24 protein-coding genes and 1 pseudogene are annotated in these 23,860 nt (G+C 72.7%); 11 read left to right on the top strand and 14 right to left on the bottom strand.

Features of this window, described 5'->3' with window-relative positions:
* Positions 1–363 precede the first annotated feature (363 nt).
* On the bottom strand, positions 364–768 hold the full coding sequence (locus ABD207_RS23425; protein WP_344015083.1) for a VOC family protein: 405 nt from the start codon (positions 766–768) through the stop codon (positions 364–366).
* A gap of 214 nt (positions 769–982) precedes the next feature.
* Here ABD207_RS23425 and ABD207_RS23420 point away from each other — a divergent pair, with 214 nt between their 5' ends.
* The 3 genes from ABD207_RS23420 (at position 983) to ABD207_RS23410 (ending at position 4,210) form a co-directional block, all read left to right on the top strand.
* Positions 983–2,581, top strand: a complete 1,599-nt coding sequence (locus ABD207_RS23420; RefSeq protein ID WP_344015082.1) for an ABC-F family ATP-binding cassette domain-containing protein — start codon at positions 983–985, stop codon at positions 2,579–2,581.
* Positions 2,582–3,022: 441 nt separating this feature from the next.
* A complete protein-coding gene (locus ABD207_RS23415) occupies positions 3,023–3,241 on the top strand; it encodes a helix-turn-helix domain-containing protein (protein ID WP_309141305.1) in 219 nt (72 codons plus the stop codon).
* 156 nt (positions 3,242–3,397) lie between these two features.
* Entirely contained in the window at positions 3,398–4,210 is an 813-nt protein-coding gene (locus ABD207_RS23410) for an enoyl-CoA hydratase/isomerase family protein (RefSeq protein WP_344015081.1), read from the top strand.
* A gap of 161 nt (positions 4,211–4,371) precedes the next feature.
* Here ABD207_RS23410 and ABD207_RS23405 read toward each other — a convergent pair whose 3' ends face one another.
* Complete coding sequence (locus ABD207_RS23405) at positions 4,372–5,214, bottom strand: nucleopolyhedrovirus P10 family protein (RefSeq protein ID WP_344015080.1); 843 nt, start codon at positions 5,212–5,214, stop codon at positions 4,372–4,374.
* 85 nt (positions 5,215–5,299) lie between these two features.
* Between ABD207_RS23405 and ABD207_RS23400 the strand changes: the two genes are divergently transcribed.
* From ABD207_RS23400 to ABD207_RS23375, 6 genes and pseudogenes are all read left to right on the top strand, one after another.
* Positions 5,300–5,785 (top strand): Asp23/Gls24 family envelope stress response protein, encoded by a 486-nt coding sequence (locus ABD207_RS23400; protein WP_344015079.1) that lies wholly within the window; start codon positions 5,300–5,302, stop codon positions 5,783–5,785.
* 34 nt (positions 5,786–5,819) lie between these two features.
* Positions 5,820–6,005, top strand: coding sequence for a hypothetical protein (locus ABD207_RS23395; RefSeq protein ID WP_167991315.1), 186 nt, complete (start codon positions 5,820–5,822; stop codon positions 6,003–6,005).
* On the top strand, positions 6,002–6,385 hold the full coding sequence (locus ABD207_RS23390) for an Asp23/Gls24 family envelope stress response protein (RefSeq protein ID WP_425580799.1): 384 nt from the start codon (positions 6,002–6,004) through the stop codon (positions 6,383–6,385). The genes ABD207_RS23395 and ABD207_RS23390 overlap by 4 nt, the downstream gene beginning before the upstream one ends.
* Positions 6,382–6,996, top strand: a complete 615-nt coding sequence (locus ABD207_RS23385; protein ID WP_344015077.1) for a DUF6286 domain-containing protein — start codon at positions 6,382–6,384, stop codon at positions 6,994–6,996. The genes ABD207_RS23390 and ABD207_RS23385 overlap by 4 nt, the downstream gene beginning before the upstream one ends.
* Positions 6,993–7,580: an alkaline shock response membrane anchor protein AmaP gene (gene amaP / locus ABD207_RS23380; RefSeq protein ID WP_344015076.1), complete on the top strand. Its 588-nt coding sequence runs from the start codon at positions 6,993–6,995 to the stop codon at positions 7,578–7,580. The genes ABD207_RS23385 and amaP overlap by 4 nt, the downstream gene beginning before the upstream one ends.
* A gap of 118 nt (positions 7,581–7,698) precedes the next feature.
* Positions 7,699–7,854, top strand: a pseudogene (locus tag ABD207_RS23375) (alkaline shock response membrane anchor protein AmaP); the annotation flags it as partial.
* A 146-nt stretch (positions 7,855–8,000) separates the two neighbouring features.
* On the opposite strand, the gene ABD207_RS23370 reads toward ABD207_RS23375, so the two are convergent.
* From ABD207_RS23370 to ABD207_RS23315, 12 genes are all read right to left on the bottom strand, one after another.
* Positions 8,001–8,756: an SDR family oxidoreductase gene (locus ABD207_RS23370; RefSeq protein WP_344015075.1), complete on the bottom strand. Its 756-nt coding sequence runs from the start codon at positions 8,754–8,756 to the stop codon at positions 8,001–8,003.
* A 5-nt stretch (positions 8,757–8,761) separates the two neighbouring features.
* Positions 8,762–10,543 (bottom strand): glycoside hydrolase family 15 protein, encoded by a 1,782-nt coding sequence (locus tag ABD207_RS23365; protein ID WP_344015074.1) that lies wholly within the window; start codon positions 10,541–10,543, stop codon positions 8,762–8,764.
* Between the two features lie 33 nt (positions 10,544–10,576).
* Positions 10,577–10,939 (bottom strand): hypothetical protein, encoded by a 363-nt coding sequence (locus ABD207_RS23360; protein ID WP_344015072.1) that lies wholly within the window; start codon positions 10,937–10,939, stop codon positions 10,577–10,579.
* On the bottom strand, positions 10,936–11,580 hold the full coding sequence (locus ABD207_RS23355) for a sigma-70 family RNA polymerase sigma factor (protein WP_344015071.1): 645 nt from the start codon (positions 11,578–11,580) through the stop codon (positions 10,936–10,938). The genes ABD207_RS23360 and ABD207_RS23355 overlap by 4 nt, the downstream gene beginning before the upstream one ends.
* Positions 11,577–13,139 (bottom strand): sodium:solute symporter family protein, encoded by a 1,563-nt coding sequence (locus tag ABD207_RS23350; RefSeq protein WP_344015070.1) that lies wholly within the window; start codon positions 13,137–13,139, stop codon positions 11,577–11,579. Before ABD207_RS23350 ends, ABD207_RS23355 begins: the two co-directional genes overlap by 4 nt.
* A 228-nt stretch (positions 13,140–13,367) precedes the next feature.
* A complete protein-coding gene (locus ABD207_RS23345) occupies positions 13,368–14,165 on the bottom strand; it encodes an SURF1 family cytochrome oxidase biogenesis protein (RefSeq protein ID WP_344015069.1) in 798 nt (265 codons plus the stop codon).
* A 75-nt stretch (positions 14,166–14,240) separates the two neighbouring features.
* The gene (locus ABD207_RS23340; protein ID WP_167991302.1) at positions 14,241–14,474 is read right to left on the bottom strand and encodes a hypothetical protein; all 234 of its coding nucleotides are present in this window, start codon (positions 14,472–14,474) and stop codon (positions 14,241–14,243) included.
* A 120-nt stretch (positions 14,475–14,594) separates the two neighbouring features.
* Complete coding sequence (locus tag ABD207_RS23335) at positions 14,595–15,578, bottom strand: DEDDh family exonuclease (RefSeq protein WP_344015068.1); 984 nt, start codon at positions 15,576–15,578, stop codon at positions 14,595–14,597.
* A 72-nt stretch (positions 15,579–15,650) separates the two neighbouring features.
* The gene (locus ABD207_RS23330) at positions 15,651–16,658 is read right to left on the bottom strand and encodes a CopD family protein (protein ID WP_344015067.1); all 1,008 of its coding nucleotides are present in this window, start codon (positions 16,656–16,658) and stop codon (positions 15,651–15,653) included.
* 147 nt (positions 16,659–16,805) lie between these two features.
* Positions 16,806–18,182, bottom strand: a complete 1,377-nt coding sequence (locus tag ABD207_RS23325; protein WP_344015066.1) for a CoA transferase — start codon at positions 18,180–18,182, stop codon at positions 16,806–16,808.
* 135 nt (positions 18,183–18,317) lie between these two features.
* A complete protein-coding gene (locus ABD207_RS23320) occupies positions 18,318–19,850 on the bottom strand; it encodes a S8 family peptidase (protein ID WP_344015065.1) in 1,533 nt (510 codons plus the stop codon).
* Between the two features lie 77 nt (positions 19,851–19,927).
* On the bottom strand, positions 19,928–21,457 hold the full coding sequence (locus tag ABD207_RS23315) for a S8 family serine peptidase (RefSeq protein WP_344015064.1): 1,530 nt from the start codon (positions 21,455–21,457) through the stop codon (positions 19,928–19,930).
* 310 nt (positions 21,458–21,767) lie between these two features.
* Between ABD207_RS23315 and ABD207_RS23310 the strand changes: the two genes are divergently transcribed.
* Both ABD207_RS23310 and ABD207_RS23305 read left to right on the top strand, forming a co-directional pair.
* Complete coding sequence (locus tag ABD207_RS23310; RefSeq protein WP_344006164.1) at positions 21,768–22,124, top strand: DUF485 domain-containing protein; 357 nt, start codon at positions 21,768–21,770, stop codon at positions 22,122–22,124.
* The gene (locus tag ABD207_RS23305; RefSeq protein ID WP_344015062.1) at positions 22,121–23,749 is read left to right on the top strand and encodes a solute symporter family protein; all 1,629 of its coding nucleotides are present in this window, start codon (positions 22,121–22,123) and stop codon (positions 23,747–23,749) included. The genes ABD207_RS23310 and ABD207_RS23305 overlap by 4 nt, the downstream gene beginning before the upstream one ends.
* Positions 23,750–23,860: the final 111 nt, after the last annotated feature.

Below are 23,860 nucleotides of genomic sequence, written 5' to 3'. Positions count from 1 at the left end.
GTCACTGACCGCCTACGATCACTGACCGCAACGACACCCCTTGGACTCATTCATCTAGGCGGCACGAATGCCCGCAGTGGGGCGGGGAGCCGCGCACGGCGATCAGCAGGGCACCGGGCTTGGGCGGCCGCAGGCGCGCGCGGCGGGGAGGGGCGGGGTGGTGGTGTCCGCCCGCAGCGGCCGGCGCGTCCGCGCCAGTACCCCGATAGGAAGCCGATTTCGCGCCAGACCGAGGACGGATACCACCACCCCGGCCCCGACTCACCCACCCACCGCGGGCGCTACGCGCACCCCCACCGGAGCCGCAGTGGCGCCGCAGGCATCGCCACGCGCACCCCCACCCAGCCGCGCGGACGTGAGGCGCTACGCCTTGATCTCAGGTGCGTACGTGCCGAAGCTCCAGATGTTGCCCTCGAGGTCGCGGGCCATGTAGTCGCGGGAGCCGTAGGCCTGGTCCGTCGGGGGCATGAGGATCTCCGCGCCGTGCTCCACGGCGCGCTGGTGGTGGCCGTCGACGTCGTCCACGACCACGTAGATACCGGCGGGGCCCGCGGCCTTCATCGCCGTGTCGAAGGCGCCGCCCCGGCCCTTCGTGCCGAGCATCACCACGCCGTTCCCCTGCGCCAGCTCCGCATGCTCCACCGAGCCGTCCTCGCCCTCGTACACGGACAGCTCCGTGAAGCCGAAGGCCTCCGTGAGCTGGCGGATCGCCGCCTTCGCGTCGGTGTACAGCAGCGTGGGACAGATGCTGGGACGCCCGCCTGCCATAACGATCACTCCCTCGTGTCGTCGCCACTCGCGGCCAGTGTGACACCCGCCACTGACGACGCCCCGTAAACGCAGCTCGGCGCCCTCCGGCGCCGGAAAACCGCTTGCACCGCCCCGTTAGAATGGCCCGCATGGCCATTCTCCTTGCGCATTAGACGGCGGGATTCGTCCTCAGCCGCCCATCCCGCCACCCACCCGCTCTGGAGTCTGACCAGTGATCTCCGCTTCCGGTATCGAGCTGCGTGCCGGTGCCCGCGTCCTCATCGAGAGCGCCACCTTCCGCGTCGCCAAGGGCGACCGCATCGGCCTCGTCGGCCGCAACGGCGCAGGCAAGACCACCCTCACCAAGGTCCTCGCCGGCGAGGGCATCCCGGCCGCCGGTACCGTGACCCGCTCCGGCGAGGTGGGCTACCTGCCGCAGGACCCCCGCACCGGCGACCTCGACATGCTCGCCCGCGACCGCATCCTCTCCGCGCGCGGCCTGGACGTGCTGATCCGCAAGATGCGCGAGAACGAGGAGCGCATCGCCAACGGCAAGGGCGCCACCCGGGAGAAGGCGCTCAAGCAGTACGAGCGCCAGGAGACCGAGTTCCTCACCAAGGGCGGGTACGCCGCCGAGGCCGAGGCCGCCACCATCGCCGCCGCGCTCAAGCTGCCCGACCGGGTGCTGAACCAGCCCCTGCGCACCCTCTCCGGCGGTCAGCGCCGCCGCATCGAGCTGGCCCGGATCCTGTTCTCCGACGCGGACACGCTGCTGCTCGACGAGCCGACCAACCACCTCGACGCCGACTCGATCATCTGGCTGCGCGACTACCTCAAGACCTACCGCGGCGGCTTCATCGTGATCTCCCACGACGTCGACCTGGTGGAGACGGTCGTCAACAAGGTGTTCTACCTGGACGCCAACCGCGCCACCATCGACATCTACAACATGGGCTGGAAGCTCTACCAGCAACAGCGCGAGGCCGACGAGAAGCGCCGCAGGCGCGAGCGGCAGAACGCCGAGAAGAAGGCCGCCGCGCTCAACGCCCAGGCGGACAAGATGCGCGCCAAGGCCACCAAGACGGTCGCCGCGCAGAACATGGCCCGCCGCGCGGAGCGGCTGCTGGCCGGGCTGGACGAGGTCCGCCAGTCCGACAAGGTCGCCAAGCTGCGCTTCCCCGAGCCGGCACCCTGCGGCAAGACCCCGCTGATGGCGGAGGGCCTGTCCAAGTCGTACGGCTCGCTGGAGATCTTCACCGACGTCAGCCTGGCCATCGACCGGGGCTCCCGGGTCGTCATCCTCGGGCTCAACGGCGCGGGCAAGACGACCCTGCTGCGGCTGCTCGCGGGCGTCGAACAGCCCGACACCGGCGCCGTCGTCCCCGGTCACGGGCTCAAGCTCGGCTACTACGCGCAGGAGCACGAGACTCTCGACCCCGACCGCACGGTGCTGGAGAACATGCGCTCCGCCGCGCCCGACATGGATCTCGTCGAGGTCCGCAAGGTGCTCGGCTCGTTCCTGTTCTCCGGCGATGACGTCGACAAGCCTGCCGGGGTGCTCTCCGGCGGTGAGAAGACCCGTCTCGCCCTCGCCACGCTGGTGGTCTCCTCGGCGAACGTGCTGCTGCTCGACGAGCCGACCAACAACCTCGACCCGGCCAGCCGCGAGGAGATCCTCGGCGCCCTGCGCACCTACAAGGGGGCGGTCGTCCTGGTCACCCACGACGAGGGCGCGGTGGAGGCGCTGCAGCCGGAGCGGATCATTCTGCTGCCGGACGGCGTCGAGGACCTGTGGGGTGCCGACTACGCGGACCTCGTCGCTCTCGCCTGATCCCGGGGCGCTCGATCCAGGGCCGCTCTCGTGATCCGAGGCGGCGCTCGTGATCCGAGACCGCTCTCGCCTGACCCGGGGGCGGGGCCCCGGCCCGGATCCGGCCGCCCGGCCGTGATCAACGGCGTATGGATCATTCGGCCCATCGGTGATCCATCATCTGTGTGAGATCTCCTCGTACCGAGGTGTGTCCTACACGGATTTCGCGGCCGGGCACCCGAAAAAGGGCGGCCTGGCCGCGCCGCCTTTCTGACCTGGCACTTCACGGAGGAACCCGTTCGGCGGTATCCATGGGGCCGGATGGAATTTCGTATTCCGCTTGTGGGGACGGACTCCTGTCGTCACAACCTTGTCTCACGGACCTTGCCGAATGGGTGGCCATCGGGCCCGGTAGGGGTGATCATGAGAAGACCAGAGCGCACTTCCCATGAGGAGGCACGGGTGGCCGAGACTCTGAAGAAGGGCAGCCGGGTGACCGGCGCCGCGCGCGACAAGCTCGCGGCAGACCTGAAGAAGAAGTACGACGCCGGTGCGAGCATCCGGGCGTTGGCCGAGGAGACCGGCCGCTCGTATGGCTTTGTGCACCGGATGCTGAGCGAGTCGGGCGTCACGCTCCGCGGGCGTGGCGGGGCAACGCGCGGCAAGAAGTCCGCGAGCTGACCCGGAGCGTCGAAACCGGAGCGCCCCGATAAGTGGCCACCCGGTCGGCCGACCGACCGGCTGGGTGGTTACTGTGCAGTCACTTAGCTGTGCCGCGGGATGGGTGCGAGCCTGTCGTGCGGTACGGAAGACGACCGCACCCATCGGAGGCGCCCCATGGCTTCGTCCGCCCAGGACCTCGGTCCCGCCAGTCCCGTACTCGACAAGGACGGCGTACGGCTCACCGTCGACGACGCGATCGCCACGGTGACGCTGACCAACCCGGCCAAGCGCAACGCGCAGAGCCCCGCTCTGTGGCGTGCGCTCACCGAGGCGGGCCGGTTGCTGCCGGGCTCCGTCAGGGTCGTGGTGCTGCGCGGGGAGGGCAAGTCCTTCTCCGCGGGGCTCGACCGGCAGGCTTTCACACCGGAGGGCTTCGACGGCGAGCCGTCGTTCATCGACCTCGCACGCGGCGACGACGCGACGCTGGACGCGACCATCGCCGAGTACCAGGAGGCATTCACCTGGTGGCGGCGCAGCGACATCGTGTCCATCGCCGCCGTGCAGGGCCATGCGATCGGCGCCGGCTTCCAGCTGGCCCTCGCCTGCGATCTGCGCGTGGTCGCCGACGACGTGCAGTTCGCCATGCGCGAGACCAGCCTGGGCCTCGTCCCCGACCTGACCGGCACCCACCCGCTGGTCGGGCTGGTCGGTTACGCCCGCGCGCTGGAGATCTGCGCGACCGGCCGCTTCGTCGGGGCCGAGGAGTCCGTGAGCATCGGCCTGGCCAACGTGGCAGTGCCCGCGGCCGAACTGGACGCGGCGGTCGGCGACCTCGCCTCCGCCCTGCTCGCGGCTCCCCGTGACGCGGTCATCGAGACCAAGGCGCTGCTGCGCGGCGCCCAGGACCGCACCTACGAGGAGCAGCGCGCCGCCGAACGCGCCGCCCAGGCCCGCCGCCTGCGCGACCTCGCCGGCCTCGGCGAATAACGAGAGCTCCGCGTTTCGCCGACGCTCGTCACCACACCGCCGTCGACACCGCCGTGCGGACCGCGCGGGCCACTTCCAGTGGACGGTGCCCCGCGCGCATCGCGAGGCCCACGCGCACATGGTGGCGCCGTTCGCCGTCTCTCCCGGTCCGCGGCGCGTGTTCAGTCGAGGCTGGTGACCAGGACCGCTGCTGTCGGCTGATCCGGGAGCGCCTGCGAGACGGCCGTGCGGACCGCGCGGGCCACTTCCACGGGGCGGTGGTCCGCGCGTACCGCCAGGTCCACGCGCACATGGCGCCGGGGCAGCGCGGTCGCTGTGGCCGCCGTCTCCGTGAAGTGCACGGCGCGGCCCAGCACGCGCGTCAGCCTGGCCACTCCGGAGACGGCGAGCGCCGCCGCGGCGACCCGGCTCTCGTCGGAACCGGCGGGTGAGGGTGCCTGATCCCCCTCGGAACCGGAGGCACCGGCGGAACCGGCGGTCCAGTCGTCGCCCGAGCCGGCCCCAGCAGCAGCGCCATCGGCCTCCGGACCACCCCCTGCCCCACTCCCGCCTACGGCCGCCGCGCCCTCGCCCGTCTCCGGCGGCTCCGGTGGGCCCTCCAGCAGGTCCGTCACCGCCAGGTCGACCTCCGTCACCGCCAGCCCGATGTGCTCCGCCGCGGCCTGGGCCAGGGCCGCCCGCAGGCGGTCCGCCGTGGCCGGCAGTGACTCCGACTCCAACTCCGACGCCACCGCAGCGAACTGTGCCGACAGCCGCAGCGGACCCGGCGGCAGCGCGCCCGGCGGGGACGGCACCACCGGCTCGGCCACCTCCTCGGAGTCCGCGAGCGCGATCCGTACCGTGCCGAGGCGCACCTCTTGCACCCCCTGTGTCACCGCATCGCGCAGCACCGGCTCGACGGCCCGCTCCGCGATCCACGCCCCGTCCTGCGCCCCGCCCAGGGGCAGCAACCTGCCCAGACCCAGCTGCCGCCGCACCGCCCGCGTCCATCGCTCCGCCGTCATTCCTCCAGCCTGCCGCATACCTGGCGCGCGACCACGCCAGCGCGCATACGGTGGTCAGGAGGACGACCGAAGGGACGTAACGGCGATGACCGACATGACCGAAGGGGCCCCGACCCGCGGCCCCGACACGGAGAAGACCCTTCCCGAGAGCTCCGCACGCAAGGGCACCCGGCGAGGCGGCGGCGACCCGGCGAACCGCGGCCGTACCACCATCGCCGACGGCGTCGTGGAGAAGATCGCCGCACTGGCCGCCCGCGACGTGGTCGGTGTGCACGCCATGGGCAGCGGGGCGTCCCGCACCTTCGGCGCCGTGCGCGACCGGGTGCCCGGCTCGAAGTCGGTGACCCGCGGCATCAAGGCCGAGGTCGGCGAGGTGCAGACCGCGCTCGACCTGGAGATCGTCGTCGACTACGGCGTCCCCATCGCGGATGTCGCCAGGGACGTGCGGGAGAACGTCATCGCGGCCGTGGAGCGGATGACCGGCCTGGAGGTCGTCGAGGTCAACATCGCGGTGAGCGATGTGAAGCTGCCCGACGAGGAGGACGAGGAGCCGGAGTCCCGGCTGCAGTGAACAGACCCCCGGCGCGAGGAACTGAGGAGCGCACATGAGCATGGCCGTGGTCGGCATGATCGCCGGGATGGCGCTGGGTTTCGCCGGGTACTTCGGCGGGTTCGGGGCCTTCCTGCTGGTGGCGGCCCTGGGGGCCGTCGGCTTCGGGGTCGGGCGGTTCCTCGAGGGGGACTACGAGCTCGGAGACTTCTTCCGTCCGCGCGGTGAACGGCGACGGTGACGCGGGTGAGCACACAGGCCGGTGAGTCCGCGCCGGCGCCGGCCGCCGTCGCGCCGGGCGAGCGCGGAGCGACCAGGATCGCCGACCGGGTGGTCGCCAAGATCGCCTCCCGGGCCGCCCGCGAGGCCGTCGGCGCCCTGCACCCGGACGCCGCGCCGCCGCACGCCACTGTCGTGGTGCACGACGACACCGCCCGGGTCCGCGTCCATGTGGAGCTCGACTACCCGTGCGACATCGGCGGCCGGTGCGGGCAGGTGCGCAGCCATGTCACCGAACGGGTGGGCACGCTGGCCGGCATGCATGTGCCGGAAGTGGTCGTCCACGTGGAGCGGCTGCACCTGGCCACGGCGCTGACCGCGGCCCCGGGGAGGATCCGATGAGCGAACCCACCGGCACGGTCCTCGACAAGACCCCTCCGCCGCCCCCGCCGACCGAGGCCGGGCGGAGGGAGCGCCGGCGCTTCTGGTCGGCCCGCCGCGTCCCGGCGGCGCTGCTCGCGCTGGTGACCTTGGTGATCGCGGGCGCGTTCCTCTACGACATCGCCGCCGTGCGGGCCGACCGGCCCCCGATGAAATGGCGCCGCGAGCTCGCGCAGCAGCTCGCCCGGCGGCCCCTGGACGACACCTGGGTGCTGGTCGGCGCCGGCGTCGCCACCGCACTCGGCCTGTGGCTGCTCCTGCTGGCGCTGACCCCCGGACTGCGGCCGCTGCTCACCATGCGCCGCACCCACCCCGACGTCCGCGCCGCACTGCACCGGGACGCGGCCGCGACGGTGCTGCGGGACCGGGCCATGGAGGTGGCCGGTGTGCAGTCGGTGCGGGTACGGGTCAGGCGCCGCCGGGCCGACGTCCGCGCGGTGTCGCACTTCCGTGAACTGGACGAGGTGCACGACGATTTGGACGCCGTCCTCACCGAAGCGGTGCGCGGGCTGGGGCTGGCCCGGCCGCCCGCCCTGTCGGTGCGGGTGCGGCGCTCCGGCCGGAAGGGGTGAGGGCGGTGCTCAGGGTCGTCAACCGTGTCCTGCTCGGGCTGGCCGGGCTGGTGCTGGTCGCCCTCGGCGGCTCGGTGCTGGCCATCGGGCTGGGGGCGCCGGCCCCGTCCTGGTGGCTGCACGACGGAAGGGACGATGTGCTGCTGAGCGAGGCGGAGCGCACTCACTGGCGGGCGGAGGGCTGGTGGTGGCCGGTGGTCATCGCGGTCCTCGCCGCCCTGCTCCTGCTCGCCCTGTGGTGGCTGGTCGCCGTGTTGCGCCGGCGCCGCCTCGCCCACGTCCTGGTGGACACCGGCGACGGCGAGGAGGCGGTGGTGCACGGTCGGGCCCTGGAGCACGCGCTCACCGAGGACGCCGGTCATCTCGCGGGCGTCGAAAAGGCCCAGGTGCATCTGACGGGGCGCCGCCAGGCCCCTCAGGTCCGCGTGCGGATGTCCCTGGCGCCGCACATCGATCCAGGCACGGCCCTGGACGACCTGACCCACCGCACCCTGGCCCACGCCCGCGACTCGGCGGGCCTGGCTTCGCTGCCGGCCGAGGTCCGGCTGCGTGGCGTGCGGCACCGGGCCGAGCGGGTGAGCTGACGCAACGGCCCGCCCGGCCTGCCGCGCGCGCGAGCTGACGTCCGGCCTGCCTGGCCTGCCACGCGTGAGCTGATGCCCGGGACGGCCCGCCCGGCCTGCCGCGCGGGTGAGCTGATGCCGGATGTCCCTGGCGCCGCACGTCGATCCGGGCGCGGCCCTGGACGAGTTGCCCCACCGCACCTTGGCCCACGCCCGCGTCTCGGCGGGTCTGGCTTCGCTGCCGGCCGAGGTCCGGCTGCGTGGCGTGCGGCACCGGGCCGAGCGGGTGAGCTGACGCAACGGCCCGCCCGGCCTGCCGCGCGGGAGCTGATGCACGGGACGGCCCGGCGCGGCCGCTGCACGGGTGAGCTGTTGCCAGCCCTGCCCGGCCTGCCGCGCGGGTGAGCTGACGCCCGGCCGCCGGCCGCCCCGGCGCGTGTCTCAGAAGCCGTGCCGGTAGCCGCCGTCCACCGGGAGCATCACGCCCGAGAGGTAGGACGCCGCCGGGGAGAGCAGGAACGCCGCGGTGCGGCCGAACTCCTCCGGGGTGCCGTAGCGGCGCAGCGGGATACGGGACTCGGCGGCCTGCCGGGTGGCCTCCGGGTCGGCGGAGCGGGAGTCCAGCTCGCGCACCCGGTCGGTGTCGATCCGGCCCGGCAGCAGACCGACGACGCGGATGCCGCGCGGACCCAGCTCGTCCGCCAGGGACTTGGCGAAGCCGGCCAGGCCCGGGCGCAGCCCGTTGGAGATGGTCAGGCCCGGGATGGGCTCGTGCACCGAACCGGACAGCACAAAACCGATGACGCCGCCCTCGCCCAGCTCCGCGGCAGCCGCCCGGGCCAGCCGCACCGCGCCGAGGAACACCGACTCGAACGCCGCCCGCCACTGCTCGTCGGTGTTGTCCGCGACGAACCCCGGCGGCGGCCCGCCCACGCTGATGAGGATGCCGTCGAAGCGGGCGAAGCGCTCCCGCGCGGTCCCGATCAGCCGGGCCGGTGCCTCGGGATCGGCGTTGTCCACGGCCACGCCCACCGCGTTCGGCCCCAGCGCGGCCGCCGCGTCGGCGACGCTCTTCTCCTCCCGCCCCGAGACGACCACCTTCGCCCCGTCGGCGACCAGTTCCCGCGCGGAGGCGTGGCCCAGCCCGCGGGTCGCCCCGGTGACGACGTACACCCGGTCCTTCAGTCCAAGATCCATGCGCCCTATCCTGCCTGCTGGTCCCCGGACAGGGCGAGGGCCGTGTTCACCAGGCCGATGTGGCTGAACGCCTGAGGGAAGTTGCCCAGCAGCCGGCCCTGCACCGGGTCGTACTCCTCGGCCAGCAGTCCCACGTCGTTGGCGAGCCCCAGCAGCCGCTCGAACAGCGTCCGGGCCTCCTCGGTGCGGCCCGTCAGATGCAGGGCGTCCGCCAGCCAGAAGGTGCACGCGATGAAGGTCCCCTCCTCGCCGGGCAGCCCGTCCACGGTCCGCGCATGGGAGGTGTAGCGGCGCAGCAGGCCGCCCTGCCCCAGCTCCTTGCGGACGGCGTCGATGGTGCCGGTCACCCGGGGGTCGTCCGGCGGCAGGAACCCCACCCTCGGGATGAGCAGCAGGGCGGCGTCCAGTTCCCGCGAGCCGTAGGACTGGGTGAACGTGTTCCGCTCGGGGTCGTAGCCCTTCTCGCAGACCTCCCGGTGCACCTCGTCGCGCAGTTGACGCCAGCCCTCGAGGTCTCCCTCGAACTCGGGGTGCTCCTCCAGCGCGCGCACCGCGCGGTCGGCGGCGACCCACACCATCACCTTGGAGTGCACGAAGTGGCGCCGGCCGCCGCGCACCTCCCACAGCCCCTCGTCCGGCTGCCGCCAGGCGGTGCGCAGGAAGTCCATCAGGACCCTCTGCAGCGCCCATATGTCCGGCTTCGGGGGCAGCCCGGAACGCCTCGCCAGCGCCAGCGAGTCCATCACCTCGCCGTAGACGTCCAGCTGGAGCTGGTTCACCGCGTCGTTGCCCGCCCGCACCGGCCGGGCTCCCTCGAACCCGGCCAGCCAGGGCACTTCCAGCTCGGGCAGCCGCCGCTCGCCCGCCACGCCGTACATGATCTGCAGGTCCGCCGGGCTGCCCGCGACCGCGCGCAGCAGCCAGTCGCGCCAGGCCTCGGCCTCCTCCTTGTACCCGGCGGCCAGCAGCGCGTTGAGGGTGAGGGTGGAGTCGCGCAGCCAGCAGAAGCGGTAGTCCCAGTTGCGCACCCCGCCCGGCTCCTCCGGCAGCGAGGTGGTGGGCGCGGCGACGATGCCGCCGGTGGGCGCGTAGGTGAGCGCCTTGAGCGTGATCAGCGAGCGGACCACGGCGTCCCGGTGCGGGCCGTCGTAGCGGCAGCGCGACGCCCAGGCGCGCCAGTCGGTGACGCTGTGCCGCAGCGAGGTGTACGGGTCGACCAGCGGCGGGCGCGGTTCGTGGGAGGGGTGCCAGGTGAGCACGAACGCGACCCGCTCGCCCTCGCGCACCGTGAACTGCGAGTGGGTGCCCAGGTCCTCGCCCCAGGTGTGCACCTCCGGCTCGCTGCGCAGCCACGCCGAGTCCGGCCCGGCGACCGCCACCCGGTGGCCGTCCTCCCGGCGCACCCAGGGCACCACCGAGCCGTAGTCGAAGCGCAGCCTCAGCGCGCTGTGGACGGTGACCTCGCCGCGCAGGCCCTGCACGATGCGCACCAGGTCGGGTGCCCGGTCGCGCTGCGGCATCAGGTCGGTGACCATCACCGTGCCCTCGTCGGTCTCCCACACGGTGTCCAGGACGAGGGTGTCGGGGCGGTAGGCGCGGCGGGCGCAGCGGTCGGCGCCGACCGGGGCGATGCGCCAGTGGCCGTTGTTCTCGTCACCGAGGAGCCGGGCGAAGCAGGCCCCCGAGTCGAAGCGTGGCAGGCACAGCCAGTCGACGGAGCCGTCCGTGCCGATCAGGGCGGCGGTCTGCTCGTCGCCGATGAGCGCGTAGTCCTCGATGCGATGCACGTGGTGCGGATGCCCGCACACCGGCGGGGGCAATCAGGGCTGCGGCCGGGGGAGTGACGGCCCGGAGGCGGCGGGAGAGCCGTCGCCGGAGAAGATCACGCCGGGGTCCGAGGGGGCCTGGTTGAGCACCCACAGGCCGATCAGGGTGGCCAGGGTGAACACCACGGCCACCAGCACGGTCAGCACGAGCCGGCGCCGGCGTTCCCGGCGCAGCCACTCGCCGCGGGCGGTGCGGTAGGCGTCGGGGTCGGGCAGCACCCCGCCGGCCAGGGCCGCCAGGGCGTCGGCGAGCTCCCGTTCGGTGCGTTCGGTGTCCGTCAGGGCGGGCTCGGCGCCGCCGCCCGGGGTGCGGTCCGGGCTGGTGCCACGCGACGGAGTCGCATCTCCATACGTCATCGCCGGGCCTCCATCGCCTGGGTGAGCGCGGCGATGCCGCGGGACGTGTGGGTCTTGACCGAGCCGCAGGTGATGCCCATCGCGGCGGCGATCTCGGACTCCTTCAGGCCGAGCCAGTGCCGCAGCACCAGCGCCTCGCGCTGCCGGGTCGGCAGCTGCTGCAGCGCGTCGATGAGCACCCGCTGGTCGTCGCGGAGCAGGGCGGTGTTCTCCGCGGAGGCGACCGTCTCGTCCGGCGGGTTCTCGCTCAGCCGCCGGGCGACCTGCAGGTGGCGTATGCGCATCCGGGTCAGATTGCAGACGGTGGAGCGCAGGTAGGCCTCGGCCGCGGCCACGTCCTTCAGCTTCCGCCACCGGCGGTAGATCTGGTAGTAGGCCTCGGCCACCACGTTCTCCGGGTCGTCGGCGCCCAGCAGCACGGCCAGCCGCAGCATCGAGGAGTAGTGCAGCTCGAACAGCCGGGCCACGCCGGCCTCGCGCTCCAGCTCGTCCGGGTCGGTGACGGGCAGCCGCGCGGCCGGCGGCGTCACCGGCTCCGGCGGTGCCATCTGCTCGGGCGGGGCCGCCGGCTCGGGCGGGGGAGCGGCCGGGGCGGCGGCCGGCGGCAGGGTGGTGGTCCGAGGGGCGTGTCTGCGTCTCACGGTGTGTTCGCTCCCGTCTCCGGGTGTCGCCTGGGCATCAGGCGGGACGGCAGGTCGGTGGCGTCGCCGCCGCGGGCGGCCCCGAGGAGGCTCAGCACCCCGGTGCCGGTCACGGCGACGGTCAGATTGAGCAGCAGGGCGGCGACCCCGGCGTAGACCTCGAGCGGTCCGGCGCCCAGGTCGAGCGGCACGATCGAGGAGAAACCTTCCCGCACCACCAGATACGTCCCGGTGACCATGCCGACGGCCCACCCGGCGAGCAGCGCCCGCGGATGCAGCCACCGGGTGTACAGGCCGACGGCGACGGCCGGGAAGATCTGCAGGATCCACACCCCGCCGAGCAGCTGGAGGTTGATGGCGTCCTGGTCGCGCAGCCCGAACACGAACGCGACCGCGCCGACCTTCGCGGTGAGCGACACGGCCTTGGCGATGCGCACCTGCCGCTTCGGGGTGGCGGTGGGATGGACGTACTCGACGTACACGTTCCGTACGAAGCTGGTCGCGGCGGCGATCGACATCACGGCGGCCGGCACCAGCGCGCCCACCACGATCGCGCCGAACACCAGGCCGGCCACCGGCCCCGGCATCAGCCGCTCCACCAGCATCGGCACGGCCGCCTCGGCCCGGCCCTTCGGCGCCCGCACCCCGGCCGCCAGGGCGGCGATGCCGAGGAACCCGAACAGCGCGAGCAGCGCCGTCCAGGCGGGCAGCCCGACGGACACCTTGCGCAGGGTGCGGGGGGTGTCGGCGGCGAAACCGGCGGTGAGCACATGCGGGTACATCAGCAGCGCCAGCGCGGAGCCCAGCGCCAGCGTCGCGTAGGCGGGCTGCTGCTCGGCGGTGAGCAGCAGCGGGGAGTGGGCGGCGTCGGTGCCGCCGAGGGCCCGCCCGGCTCCGTCGAAGACCGCGCCCGGCCCGCCGAAGCGGCGCAGCACCAGCCAGCACACGGCGGTCAGCGACACGAAGACGGCGACCGCCTTGAGCGCGGCGATCACGGCGGGCGCCCGCAGCCCGTGCCGGTAGGTGGCCACGGCCAGCCCGGCGAACAGGGCCACCATCAGCAGGTCGCCGGTGGCCCCGTGCGGGTAGAGCCCGCCCGCGGCGAGCACCGCACGGATGCCGAGCAGCTGCAGCGCCAGGTACGGCATGGTCGCGAGGATGCCGGTCAGCGCCACCACCAGCGCCAGCGGCGGCGATCCGTACCGGCCGCGCACGAAGTCGGCCGCCGTGACATAGCCGTGCCGCCGGGCCACGCTCCACAGCCGGCTCAGCAGCACGAAGGCGAGCGGGCAGACGATCACGGTGTACGGCACCGCGAAGAAGGCGGGCGCGCCGTTGCCGTAGGCCAGCCCGGGGACGGCGGTGAAGGTGTAGGCGGTGTAGATCGTGCCGCCGAGCAGCAGCCAGGTCCAGCCGGGGCCGAGGCTGCGGTCGGCGAGCGCCCAGCCGTCCAGCGAGGGCAGCCGGTCGCTCGGCCTGAGCCGCCGCGCGGTGACCGCGAGCAGCGACGCCCCGCCGATCACGGCGAGGAATGTCGCGGTCATGGCGCCGTCGGCCATGGGTCTCCGTCCTTGGTGTACCTGTGCCCTCGGAGGAGAGTTGCGCGGAGCGTCCGTACGGATGACAGGAACCGGCCGGAAACCGGTCCTCCTCCGCCGGTGTTTGCCGCGTCAACCATCTCCGGCCGGGCGCAAGCCTCGCACAGACCCGCGGCCATCGGGAGAGGGGGAGCGGACGGTGCCACTGTGCGGTCGCCGCCGGTCACGGGACGTGTCCCGCGCGCCCGGCTACACCGCCGCCGGCTGCGCGTCCTCGGTGCCCTCGGCGTTCCCCGCCCCGGCCGACGCCGCCCGCTGCCGGGCCTCCCGGCGGACCAGCACGAACCAGCCGACCGGCACCGCGGCGGCGAACAGCCACCACTGGAGGGCGTAGGCGAAGTTCAGCGGCGCGTTCTCCTTGCCGGGGTCCCCCAGCAGCTCCGGACTGCCGCCCCTGGGCTCGGGCGCCGTCTGGGCGATGTAGCCGCCGAGCACGGGGGCGTCCAGGCGCCGGGCCTGCTGCTCGCTGTTGATCAGCATGATCTGCCGCTCCGGCAGGCCCTGGAGGTTCTTGATGCCGCTCGCCTCGGTGGTCTCGTCGGGCATCAGCCGGCCCTTGATCGTGACCTCGCCGCGCGGCGGCGCGGGGACCTCGGGGTACTCGGTCTGGCTCGCTCCGGGGACCCAGCCCCGGTTGACCAGCACGATCCGGCCGTCCTTGAGCACGAACGGGGTCAGGACGTGGAAGCCGACCCGGTCGTCGGCGTTGGTGCGGCGGCGGACGACCACCTCGGCCTCGGTGTCGAAGCGCCCGGTGGCGGTCACGGTGCGATACCGCTCGGCGCGGGTGACGGCGCGTCCCGGTGCGGCCAGCTCCTCGACGGGGACCGGCTTCGCCGCCAGCGCGTCCGTCACCAGCTGGTTACGGGCCGACCGCTCGTGGTAGCGGTCCATCTGCCAGATGCCCAGCCTGATCATCGTGGGTACGAGGAGCAGGGCGACCAGCGTGATGATCACCCACTGGCGGGACAACAGGAAGCGGTACACCCCACGACGGTACAACTCGGTCGTGGGGTGCGGTCAGCCGGGTGCGCCCTCGCGGCGGGCGCCCGGCCGCGTCCGTCACACGTGGTCGACGATGCCCGCCTTTCCCTCGGCGCGGGCGCAGTGCGCCCCGCAGTACCAGTGACCGTCGGCCTCCACGCCCTGGCCGATGATCTGCACCCTGCAGTGCTCGCAGATGGGGGCCATGCGGTGGATCGCGCAGGAGAAGCAGTCGAAGACATGGACCGCGCCCTGGGCGTGCACCTCGAAGGTCATTCCGTAGCTGTTGCCGCACACTTCACATGTCGCCATGCGCCACAGCGTGAGCCGTCCGCCGGGTGCGGGCGAGCGGGCGGCGGGCGAGTCGCCCGCCAATCACCCGTCCGTCCGGCAGTCACCCGGCCGTACGGTCCGCCCCGCCGGCGGCCGCGGTCAGCCCTCCGAGGCGGGCTCCACATCGTCGAGCAGCTGGCCGAACGCCGCCTCGTCCACGATCGGCGTGCCGTACTGCCGGGCCTTGACCACCTTGGACGTGCCCGAGTCCGGGTCGTTGGTGACCAGCAGGCTGGTCAGCCGGGACAGGCTGGTGGCCACATGCAGTCCGGCCTCGGTCGCCCGGTCCTCCAGCAGCTCCCGCTCCACGGCGGTGTCACCGGAGAAGGCCACCCGCATGCCCTGTTTGAGTCGTTTGCCCGGTTCATACCGACCGGGGTTGGGGTACGGGCAGGCCGGCCGCTTGCGGGAGGGGCGCCAGTGGGACGGGCGGTAGCCGCCGGTGCCCTGCTGACGGCCGATCAGCGGACGCTCCTTCCACTCCGTCAGCGGCCGGCACTCGTGCAGCGGCAGCCGCATCCCGCTCGCCGCCGCGGCCCGCAGGCTCGGACGGAACGCCTCCGCCAGCACCCGCGCGTCGTCCAGCGCGTGGTGCGCCCGGCGCTGGACCACACCGAAGTGCGCGGCGAGCGATTCCAGTTTGTGGTTGGGCAGCGGCAGCCCGAGCGCCTTGGCGAGCGCGATGGTGCACAGCCGCTGCCTCACCGGCGCCTCGATGCGGGCACGGGCGTACTCACGGGCGATCATCTGCCAGTCGAAGACGGCGTTGTGCGCGACCAGCACCCTCCCCGCCAGCCGGGAGGCGAACTCCTCGGCGATGTCCCGGAAGAGGGGCGCGCCCTCCAGCACCTCGCTCGTCAGCCCGTGGATCCACACCGGGCCCGGGTCGCGCTCCGGATTGACCACCGTGTACCAGTGGTCCTCGACCTCACCGCGCGCGTCCAGCCGGTAGACCGCCGCCGAGATGATGCGGTCGTCCCGGGCCAGCCCCGTGGTCTCCACGTCAACGACCGCGTATCCCTGGGGATACGCGGCCGGCCACGCGGTGGGGGAGGACGCCGCCGTCGTCAGGTCGTCGAGCATGGTTCATGAGGATACGGGCCGTGACTGACACCCCGGTCCGTCAGGTACCGTGCGCCGAGCGCCCGTTCGCCCTCACCAACGGATCGGCACCGGAAGCGCGGTGAGCAGACCCGACACCGCGACCACCAGAGCCAGCAGATACACCTCGCCGCGGGCGGGGGAGCAGGCGGTCAGCGGATCGCTCGCACGGGCGAGCCGGATCCGCGCCCACAGGGCCAGCGCGCACACCCCCGCCATCAGAATCACCTTCGCGAGCAGCACCCGCCCGTACGCGGTGTCCGTCAGCTGCTCGAGGATCGTGCCGGGCGGCATCCGGCGCAGCGAACTGCACACGCCCGTCGCGGTGAGGGCGGCCAGCAGGAACACGGCCACCCGTGCGTAGAGCCCCAGCAGCGCGCTGCCTTCAGGGGCGTCCCGCCACCCCCGCAGGGTGCGCAGCACATGCAGCAGGCCCCCCACCCACAGCGACGAGGCGGTGAGATGGACGAGGGTGAGCCCGGAACCGAGCAGCGGGCTGTACTCGGTCGTGGGATGGGCGCGCAGCGCCTCCGCGACGACGACCGCGGTCAGCGGCAGGGCCTGGGCGGCGGGCCGGGCGGAGGAGGCGCACAGGGCGGCCGCGAGGAAGCCGTTGACCTCCAGCAGGGCCAACTTGCCGTCGCGGGTGGCGTACAGCCCGCCGATGTCGATGTCGGCCAGGCTGTCCGGGACGAGATTGCCGGTGGCGACCACGGAGGCGAGTCCGAGGGCCGCCACGAAACCGGCCCAGCCGGCCGCCGCGGACCAACTGCGCGGCCGGGCCTCGGGAGCGCCGGGTACGGAACGGGCGAGCCGGCTGGCGAACAGCTCGCCCAGGGGTATCGCCAGCGCCGCGAACAGCACCGTGCGCAGCAGCGCGATGCCGCCGGTGCCGGGCGCGTCGGCCTCACCGGTGCCGTGCAGCGCGGGCGACGGGCCGAGCAGCGGTATCAGCGCGGCCAGCGCCACCAGCACGATCACGGCGACGGCCCGGCCGGTGCCGGAACGCCGGGCGCCCCGGTGAGCACTGGTCGCCCCGGACCTGGATCTCGTCAATGTCACCCCAGGATCTTCACAAGGGCGCCAAGAACCGGGCAAGTCCGGGCCCAAAGCGGGGACATGGATGGCGGATTTGATCACCATTTGGCCGTATTCGGCCTCCCGTGTGCCCGGATGCCCGAGTGCATGACTGCCCGGGTGCCCGAGCGCTCACCACCACCGCGCCGGGTCCGTGCCCCAACGGCCCGGCGGCCGTTGCCAGTCGCGCGGCCCGCCGTCGAACGACACCGGCGACAGCGCGTACCGCAGCCGCCCCAGGTCGCTGTCCCGCTCGGCGAGCCAGGGGTCCGCCGGCGGTGCGGGCTCATCCGTCCGTGGCCCTGTGCTCCCCGCCCCCTCCAGTAGCCAGCCGGCCGTCCGGGCCAGCGCCACCCGCACCAGACGGCTGCCGCCCTCGTCGGCCTGCTCGGTCAGCGCCCGCAGCACCCCCGCCGCCAGCAGATACCCCGAGCCGTGGTCGAGGGCCTGCGCCGGAAGCGCGCCCGGCTGCTCCGCCGAACCCTCGAGAGCCGCGATGCCCGTGGCCACCTGGACGAGACTGTCGAAGCCCCGCCGGTCCCGCCACGGTCCGCGCCTGCCCCAGGCGGACAGCTGGGCCACCACCACCCCGGGCCGGCGCTCGGCGAGCTGCTCGGGCGTCAGCCCGAAGCGCTCCAGGGCACCCGGCCGGTACCCGGTGAGGACGACGTCCGCCGCGGCGAGCAGCTCCTCGAAGACGGACCGGTCCGCTCGCAGGTCCAGCAGGGCCGACCGCTTGCCGAAGCCCGTGTCCGCGTGCTGGTCGGGGAGTTCGGGCAACTGCGGCGAGTCCAGGCGCAGCACGTCGGCGCCGAGCAGGGCGAGCGTGCGGCTCGCGACCGGCCCGGCGAGGACCCGGGTGAGGTCCAGCACCCGGATCCCCGCGGCGGGCAGCAGCGGATCCCGGCGCACGGGAGCGAACGCCCGCGCGTGAGCCGAGTCCAGGCGCTCGCGCTCCACCAGGGGGAGCTCCGCGACCGCCCGCGCCTGCTCGTGCGCCGCCCACTCCCCGGGCGTGCGCAGCGCCACGGCCAGACCTCCGCGCGCGTACACGGCCTCCTCCACCTCAGGAGCCGAGCGCTCGGCGAGGGCCGCCGCGACCGCCGCCGGGTCCTCGCCGACGCCCAGGGTGTCCAGCAGCCGGGCCCGGTGATGCGGGTAGTTGGCGTGGGTGCGTACCCAGCCGTCGGCCGTCCGCCAGAAGCGCGACAGGGGCGCGAACGTCTCCGGAGCCCGCCCGTCGACCAGCAGATGCCGCTCGCTGACGAACGCGGCCGCCACGCCACCGTCGTCCACCCGCACCGCCGGCACCTCCTGAGTCCCGGCACGACGGGCCGCCAGTTCGGCGGCGGCCAGCGCACACGCGCCCACGCAGGCGCGCGCCAACTGCCGCACCGGGAGCCGCGCGGGCAGGGCGCCGCGCCGTTCGACCGACGCCACACGGCCGAGCAGGGCGGGATCGCCGCCGAGCGCCGCCCATGCGGCGGAGACATCGGGAAGAAGAGTCATGACCGCACTATGCAGCACTACGCAGCACGACTTGATCCGGACGAGGTCGTGCGGCGGCACACCCGGAGCGGGGGCCGGACGTCCGCCCGGCCCCCGCTCCCGCCGCCCCTGCGAGGCGGCTGACGCGTCAGCACGTCACCGCTTGACGGCGTCCAGGGCGTCGGCCATGCCCCAGCCGTAGAAGCCGTTGCGGTTCTTCGGCCCCTCGCACACCGCGTCGGCCTTGCCGTCGCCGTTGATGTCGTACGGGTCCGTGCACGGCGTGGCGTCGGCCTGCGCGTACAGCAGGGCCTTCACCAGCGCGGGCGAGGCGTACGGGTGTGTCGACTTGATGAGCGCGGCGACACCCGCCACATGCGGGGACGCCATCGACGTGCCCGCCATGTAGCCCCACCTGCCGCCGGGCAGCGGACCCAGGATCAGGCCACTGGTCGCGGGCGGCTCCGGCTTCTGGTACGCCGTCGAGTCGCCGCCGGGCGCGGCGATGTCGATGACGCCCAGACCGTGGTTGGAGAACGAGGACTTCAGACCCTTGGCGCCGGTCGCCGCGACGGTCACGACACCCGGCAGCTGGGTCGGTATGTCGAGGCACTCCGTCGGGTCGATGACCCGCTCGGTCGGGGTGGCGTCGTTCGGGGAGACCGGGTCGGTGATCTCGTCGGCCGCGAGGTCGTAGTTCTCGTTGCCGGCCGCGGCCACATTGACCGCGCCCTTGCGCTCGGCGTACCGCGTCGCCCGGGAGACGGCCTCCAGGAGCGCCTTCTGGTCCGGGTCGTTCTTGCAGTTGAAGTACCAGGGGTCGGTGTAATAGCTGTTGTTGGTCACATCGACCCCGTGCTCGGCCGCCCACATGAAGCCGCAGACCACGGCCTCGGCGTAGAAGTAGCCGTCCGGGTTGGACACCTTGATGCCCGAGACCTTCACGCCCGGCGCGACACCGGTCATGCCGACGCCGTTCTTGGCGGCGGCGATCTCACCGGCCACATGGGTGCCGTGCGGGCTCTCCGTCGGACCGGGACGCCAGGCGCCCTCGCTGGTGTCCGGCTTGCCGGTCACACAGTTGACGGACGCCGCCCGGTCGAAGTTGGGCGCGATGTCCGGGTGGGTGTCGTCGACGCCGGTGTCGATGACGCCGACGGTCACCTTCGAGCTGCCCAGCGACTTCTCGTGCGCCTTGTCCGCCTTGATGGCCGGCAGGTCCCACTGCAGCTCCTGCAGGGGGTCCTGGCCCGCGGCGGCCTCGGACGCGGCCTCGGCGACCTCCCGCTCGCTGAGCACCTTCGGAGCGCCCAGGTCGGTGGTGGCGGCCGACGGCAGCGGGGCGTTGCGGGTGGCACCGGCCGACTGCACCCCGCGCACCTTGCGGATGGTTTTGGCGAAGTCGGCGTTCGAGGAGTGCGCGACGATCACGCCGATCCTGTCGTACGAGGTGACGACCGTGCCGCCGGCCTCGGCGATCGCCTTCTTCACCTTGGCCGACGTGCCGTGCCCACCCTTGATGTTGACGACATAGCTGAGCGGAGTGCCGTCGGTGGCCGCCGCGGCGGGTGTGTCCGCGGTGGGGGCGGCGGTGGCCGCGGTGTTCGGCAGGAACGCCAGCGCGGTCGCCATGGCCATCCCCGCCGGGATCACCAGGGCACGGCGGTGGCGCGGGTGCGACGCTGTCATGGAGTCTCCAGTTCGGTCACTGAACGAGCTGAGGTGCCAGAACGTCCTGGTTGCACGGGAGCGGGAGGGGCGGGCGCTCACCTGACCGCGCGCAGCGCGTCGACGATGCCGAAGCCGTAGAAGCCGTTGACCCGGCTGCCGCCCTCGCACGTCGCGTCCTGCGTGCCGTCACCGTCCAGGTCGTACGACTCGGGGCAGCCGGGGTTGTTGGCCTGCGCCTTCAGCAGCGCCTGGAGCGCGGCCGGGGGAGCCCACGGGTGCTTGGACTTCAGCAGCGCCGCCACACCGGCCGCGTGCGGCGAGGCCATCGAGGTGCCCTGCAGGAAGGCGTACTGGCCGTTCGGCATGGTGGACAGGATGCGCCCGTTCTTCGACGGGGTGTCCGGCGTCTGGTAGCGGCCGTCGCCACCGGGGGCGGCCACGTCGACCACGCCCTTGCCGTAGGTGGAGTAGTACGACTTGAGGTTCTTCACGCCCGTGGCGCTGACCGTGACCACGCCCGGCAGCTGCGTCGGCACGTCGAGGCACTCGCTCGGGTCGATGGTCCGGGTCACCGGCGTGGTGTCGTTGGGGCTGGACTCGTCGACGATCGCGTCGGAGGCGAGGTCGTGGTTGGAGTTGCCGGCCGAGGCGACGTGCAGGGTGCCCTTGCGCTGGGCGTACAGCTGGGCGCGGTTGACCGCGTCGAGAATGGCCCGCTGGTCCGGGTCGTCCTTGCAGTTGTACAGCCACGGGTCGACGTAATAGCTGTTGTTGGTGATCTCCACGCCGTGGTCGGCGGCGAACATGAAGGCGCAGACCACGTTCTCCGGGTAGAACAGCCCGTTGTCCGGGTCGCTGACCTTGATGCCGGAGACCTTCACACCGGGGGCGACACCGGCGACGCCGATGCCGTTGCGCGCGGCGGCGATCTCACCGGCCACATGGGTGCCGTGGTAGTCCTCGTCCGTGTACGGCCGCCAGGCGCCCTCGCTGGTGTCGGCCTTGCCGCCGACGCAGTTGGCCGACTGCGACTTGGAGAAGTTCGGGGCGAGGTCCGGGTGGGTGTCGTCCACGCCGGTGTCGATGACGGCGACCGTCACCTTGCTGCTGCCCGGGTTGATGCGGGCGGCCTGGTCGGCGCCGATGGCCCGCAGGTCCCACTGGTCCGCCTCGAGAGGCTCGCTGTCCGGGGTCTGCGCGGAGTCGGCCTTGATGCGTGCCGCCTCGTCGGCCGTCACGAAGTCGGCGGCGCCCAGGTCCGTGGTGCCGGCGGCCTTCAGCGGCGCGGTCCGGGTGGCGCCCGCCGACTGAACCCCCTTCACGCCCCGTATCTGCTTCGCGAAGTCGGGGTTCGCCGAGTGGACGACGATCACGCCGATCCTGTCATGGGTGACCACGACGGTCCCGCCCGCCGCCGCGATCGCCTTCTGCACCGACGCGATGGTGCGGCGGTCCACCTCGGTGTTGACGACATACGCCAGGGTGGGCGCGTCCGTCGCCTGCTCCGCCGAGGCCGGCTGCGGCGCCGCCGACGCCGTCGCGGGCAGGAACCCCAGCGAGGCGGTCAGGGACAGCGCGACGGGCACGGCGAGGGCGAGGCGGCGTCTGGAACGCAGATGAGCCATGGGGTCTCCACATCATCCGGAACGGGACCGGCCCGAGGCAGGTGGCACTTCGGGCAGGTACATGACGGGGTGGTGCAGAGTGAAGCTATCCGGCGATGTTGCCGTCCCACAACGTTTTGCCCGCAGGACTTCACACAGGCGGCCCGAACCTCTCGGTGAAGTGTCGCGTTACGTCTTGCGGAAAGAAGCGAATTCGGTTGAACCGGTCCTCGTGTCGCGCCGTGCCCCCCTGTGCGGGAAGAGCGAGGACCTTCGCCTTCCCCACTGAAAGAACCGGAAGACAACCCCACCCGCAACGCGAGGAGACTCCGTGGCCGCCGATGCACCGCCCCCCTCGACAGAACAACGCCAACTCCCCGGAGCAGAGGAGTTCACCGAGGTCCAGGAGAGCGCGGAGTTCGGTGAACTGCGCCGTTCCTACCGCTCCTTCGCCTTCCCGCTGACCGTCGGCTTCATCGTCTGGTACCTGCTGTACGTGCTGCTGTCCAACTACGCGGGCGGCTTCATGGGCACCAAGCTGTTCGGCAACATCAACGTCGCCTTCGTCTTCGGCGTCCTGCAGTTCGCCACCACGTTCCTCATCGCCTGGTGGTACTCGCGGCACGCGGCAGCCAAGCTCGACCCCAAGGCCGAGGCCATCAAGACCCGTATGGAGGGCGGCGCATGAGCCCCGCGATCACCCAAGTCACCCTGGCCGCCAACGAGGCCAGCGAGCACCGCGGCCTGATCATCACCCTGTTCGCGCTGTTCGTGGTCGCCACCCTCGGCATCACCGTCTGGGCCGGCCGGCAGACCAAGGACGCCGCCGACTTCTACGCCGGCGGACGCCAGTTCAGCGCCTTCCAGAACGGGCTCGCCGTCTCCGGCGACTACATGTCCGCCGCGTCCTTCCTCGGCATCGCGGGCGCCATCGCCCTCTACGGCTACGACGGATTCCTCTACTCCATCGGATTCCTGGTCGCCTGGCTGGTCGCCCTGCTGCTGGTCGCCGAGCCGCTGCGCAACTCCGGCCGCTACACCATGGGCGACGTCCTCGCCTACCGCATGCGCCAGCGTCCGGTGCGCACCGCGGCCGGCACGTCCACCATCGTGGTGTCGATCTTCTATCTGCTCGCCCAGATGGCCGGCGCGGGCGTCCTGGTCTCGCTGCTGCTGGGCATCACCTCCGACGCCGGCAAGATCCTCATCGTGGCCCTGGTCGGCGTCCTGATGATCGTGTACGTCTCCATCGGCGGCATGAAGGGCACCACCTGGGTCCAGATGGTCAAGGCCGTGCTGCTCATCGGCGGCACGGTGCTCATCACCTTCCTGGTGCTGCTGAAGTTCAACTTCAACGTCTCCGAGCTGCTCGGCAAGGCCGCCGAGAACAGCGGCAAGGGCGACGCCTTCCTGGAGCCCGGCCTGCAGTACGGCGCCGACAACCTCACCAAGCTGGACTTCATCTCCCTGGGCATCGCCCTGGTGCTCGGCACCGCCGGTCTGCCGCACATCCTGATCCGCTTCTACACGGTGCCCAGCGCCAAGGCCGCCCGTAAGTCCGTGAACTGGGCCATCGGCATCATCGGCGGCTTCTACCTGATGACCCTCGCCCTGGGCTTCGGGGCCGCCGCACTGATCTCCCAGGACGAGATCATCGCCTCCAACCCGTCCGGCAACACCGCCGCCCCGCTGCTCGCCCTGCACGTCGGCGGAGTCGACTCGGCCTGGGGCGCGATCCTGCTCGCCACCATCTCGGCGGTCGCCTTCGCCACCATCCTCGCCGTGGTCGCCGGACTCACCCTGGCCTCGTCCTCCTCCTTCGCGCACGACATCTACGCCAATGTCATCCGCAAGGGGCAGGCCACCGAGCAGGAGGAGATGAAGGCGGCCCGCTGGGCGACCGTGCTCATCGGCGTGGTCTCCATCGCGCTCGGCGCCCTCGCCCGCGACCTCAACGTCGCCGGTCTGGTCGCCCTGGCCTTCGCGGTCGCCGCCTCGGCCAACCTGCCGACCATCCTCTACAGCCTGTTCTGGAAGCGGTTCACCACCCAGGGCGCGCTGTGGTCGATCTACGGCGGCCTGATCGTCGCCGTCGGCCTGGTGCTGTTCTCGCCCGTGGTCTCCGGCGACCCCAAGGCGATGTTCCCGGACGTCGACTTCGCCTGGTTCCCGCTGAAGAACCCGGGCATCATCTCCATCCCGTTCGGCTTCCTGATGGGCTGGCTCGGCACCGTGCTGTCCAAGGAGGAGCCCGACACCAAGAAGTACGCGGAGCTGGAGGTCCGGTCGCTGACCGGCACCGGCGCCCACTGACGTCCCGCACGAACGGCCGCGTCACCGGGATCCGTAGATCCCTACGACGCGGCCGTTCCGCATCTCGTCATATCGGGTCGTCGTGGGTTGTCGGTGGCGTCACGTAGGCTC

The sequence above is a fragment of the Streptomyces thermospinosisporus genome, from assembly GCF_039526425.1.
In the GTDB taxonomy this organism is placed as follows: Bacteria; Actinomycetota; Actinomycetes; order Streptomycetales; family Streptomycetaceae; genus Streptomyces; species Streptomyces thermocarboxydovorans.
Note: the sequence above shows the minus strand (reverse complement) of the source record. Positions and strands in the feature narration are given on the sequence as shown.

Excerpts from the sequence above, each read along its gene's own strand:
- ABD207_RS23425 (WP_344015083.1), bottom strand. The coding sequence starts at position 768 with ATGGCAGGCGGGCGTCCCAGCATCTGTCCCACGCTGCTGTACACCGAC.
- ABD207_RS23410 (WP_344015081.1), top strand. The coding sequence starts at position 3,398 with ATGGCTTCGTCCGCCCAGGACCTCGGTCCCGCCAGTCCCGTACTCGAC.
- ABD207_RS23405 (WP_344015080.1), bottom strand. The coding sequence starts at position 5,214 with ATGACGGCGGAGCGATGGACGCGGGCGGTGCGGCGGCAGCTGGGTCTG.
- ABD207_RS23400 (WP_344015079.1), top strand. The coding sequence starts at position 5,300 with ATGACCGACATGACCGAAGGGGCCCCGACCCGCGGCCCCGACACGGAG.
- ABD207_RS23395 (WP_167991315.1), top strand. The coding sequence starts at position 5,820 with ATGAGCATGGCCGTGGTCGGCATGATCGCCGGGATGGCGCTGGGTTTC.
- ABD207_RS23385 (WP_344015077.1), top strand. The coding sequence starts at position 6,382 with ATGAGCGAACCCACCGGCACGGTCCTCGACAAGACCCCTCCGCCGCCC.
- ABD207_RS23370 (WP_344015075.1), bottom strand. The coding sequence starts at position 8,756 with ATGGATCTTGGACTGAAGGACCGGGTGTACGTCGTCACCGGGGCGACC.
- ABD207_RS23360 (WP_344015072.1), bottom strand. The coding sequence starts at position 10,939 with ATGACGTATGGAGATGCGACTCCGTCGCGTGGCACCAGCCCGGACCGC.
- ABD207_RS23350 (WP_344015070.1), bottom strand. The coding sequence starts at position 13,139 with ATGGCCGACGGCGCCATGACCGCGACATTCCTCGCCGTGATCGGCGGG.
- ABD207_RS23340 (WP_167991302.1), bottom strand. The coding sequence starts at position 14,474 with ATGGCGACATGTGAAGTGTGCGGCAACAGCTACGGAATGACCTTCGAG.
- ABD207_RS23335 (WP_344015068.1), bottom strand. The coding sequence starts at position 15,578 with ATGCTCGACGACCTGACGACGGCGGCGTCCTCCCCCACCGCGTGGCCG.
- ABD207_RS23325 (WP_344015066.1), bottom strand. The coding sequence starts at position 18,182 with ATGACTCTTCTTCCCGATGTCTCCGCCGCATGGGCGGCGCTCGGCGGC.
- ABD207_RS23320 (WP_344015065.1), bottom strand. The coding sequence starts at position 19,850 with ATGACAGCGTCGCACCCGCGCCACCGCCGTGCCCTGGTGATCCCGGCG.
- ABD207_RS23315 (WP_344015064.1), bottom strand. The coding sequence starts at position 21,457 with ATGGCTCATCTGCGTTCCAGACGCCGCCTCGCCCTCGCCGTGCCCGTC.
- ABD207_RS23305 (WP_344015062.1), top strand. The coding sequence starts at position 22,121 with ATGAGCCCCGCGATCACCCAAGTCACCCTGGCCGCCAACGAGGCCAGC.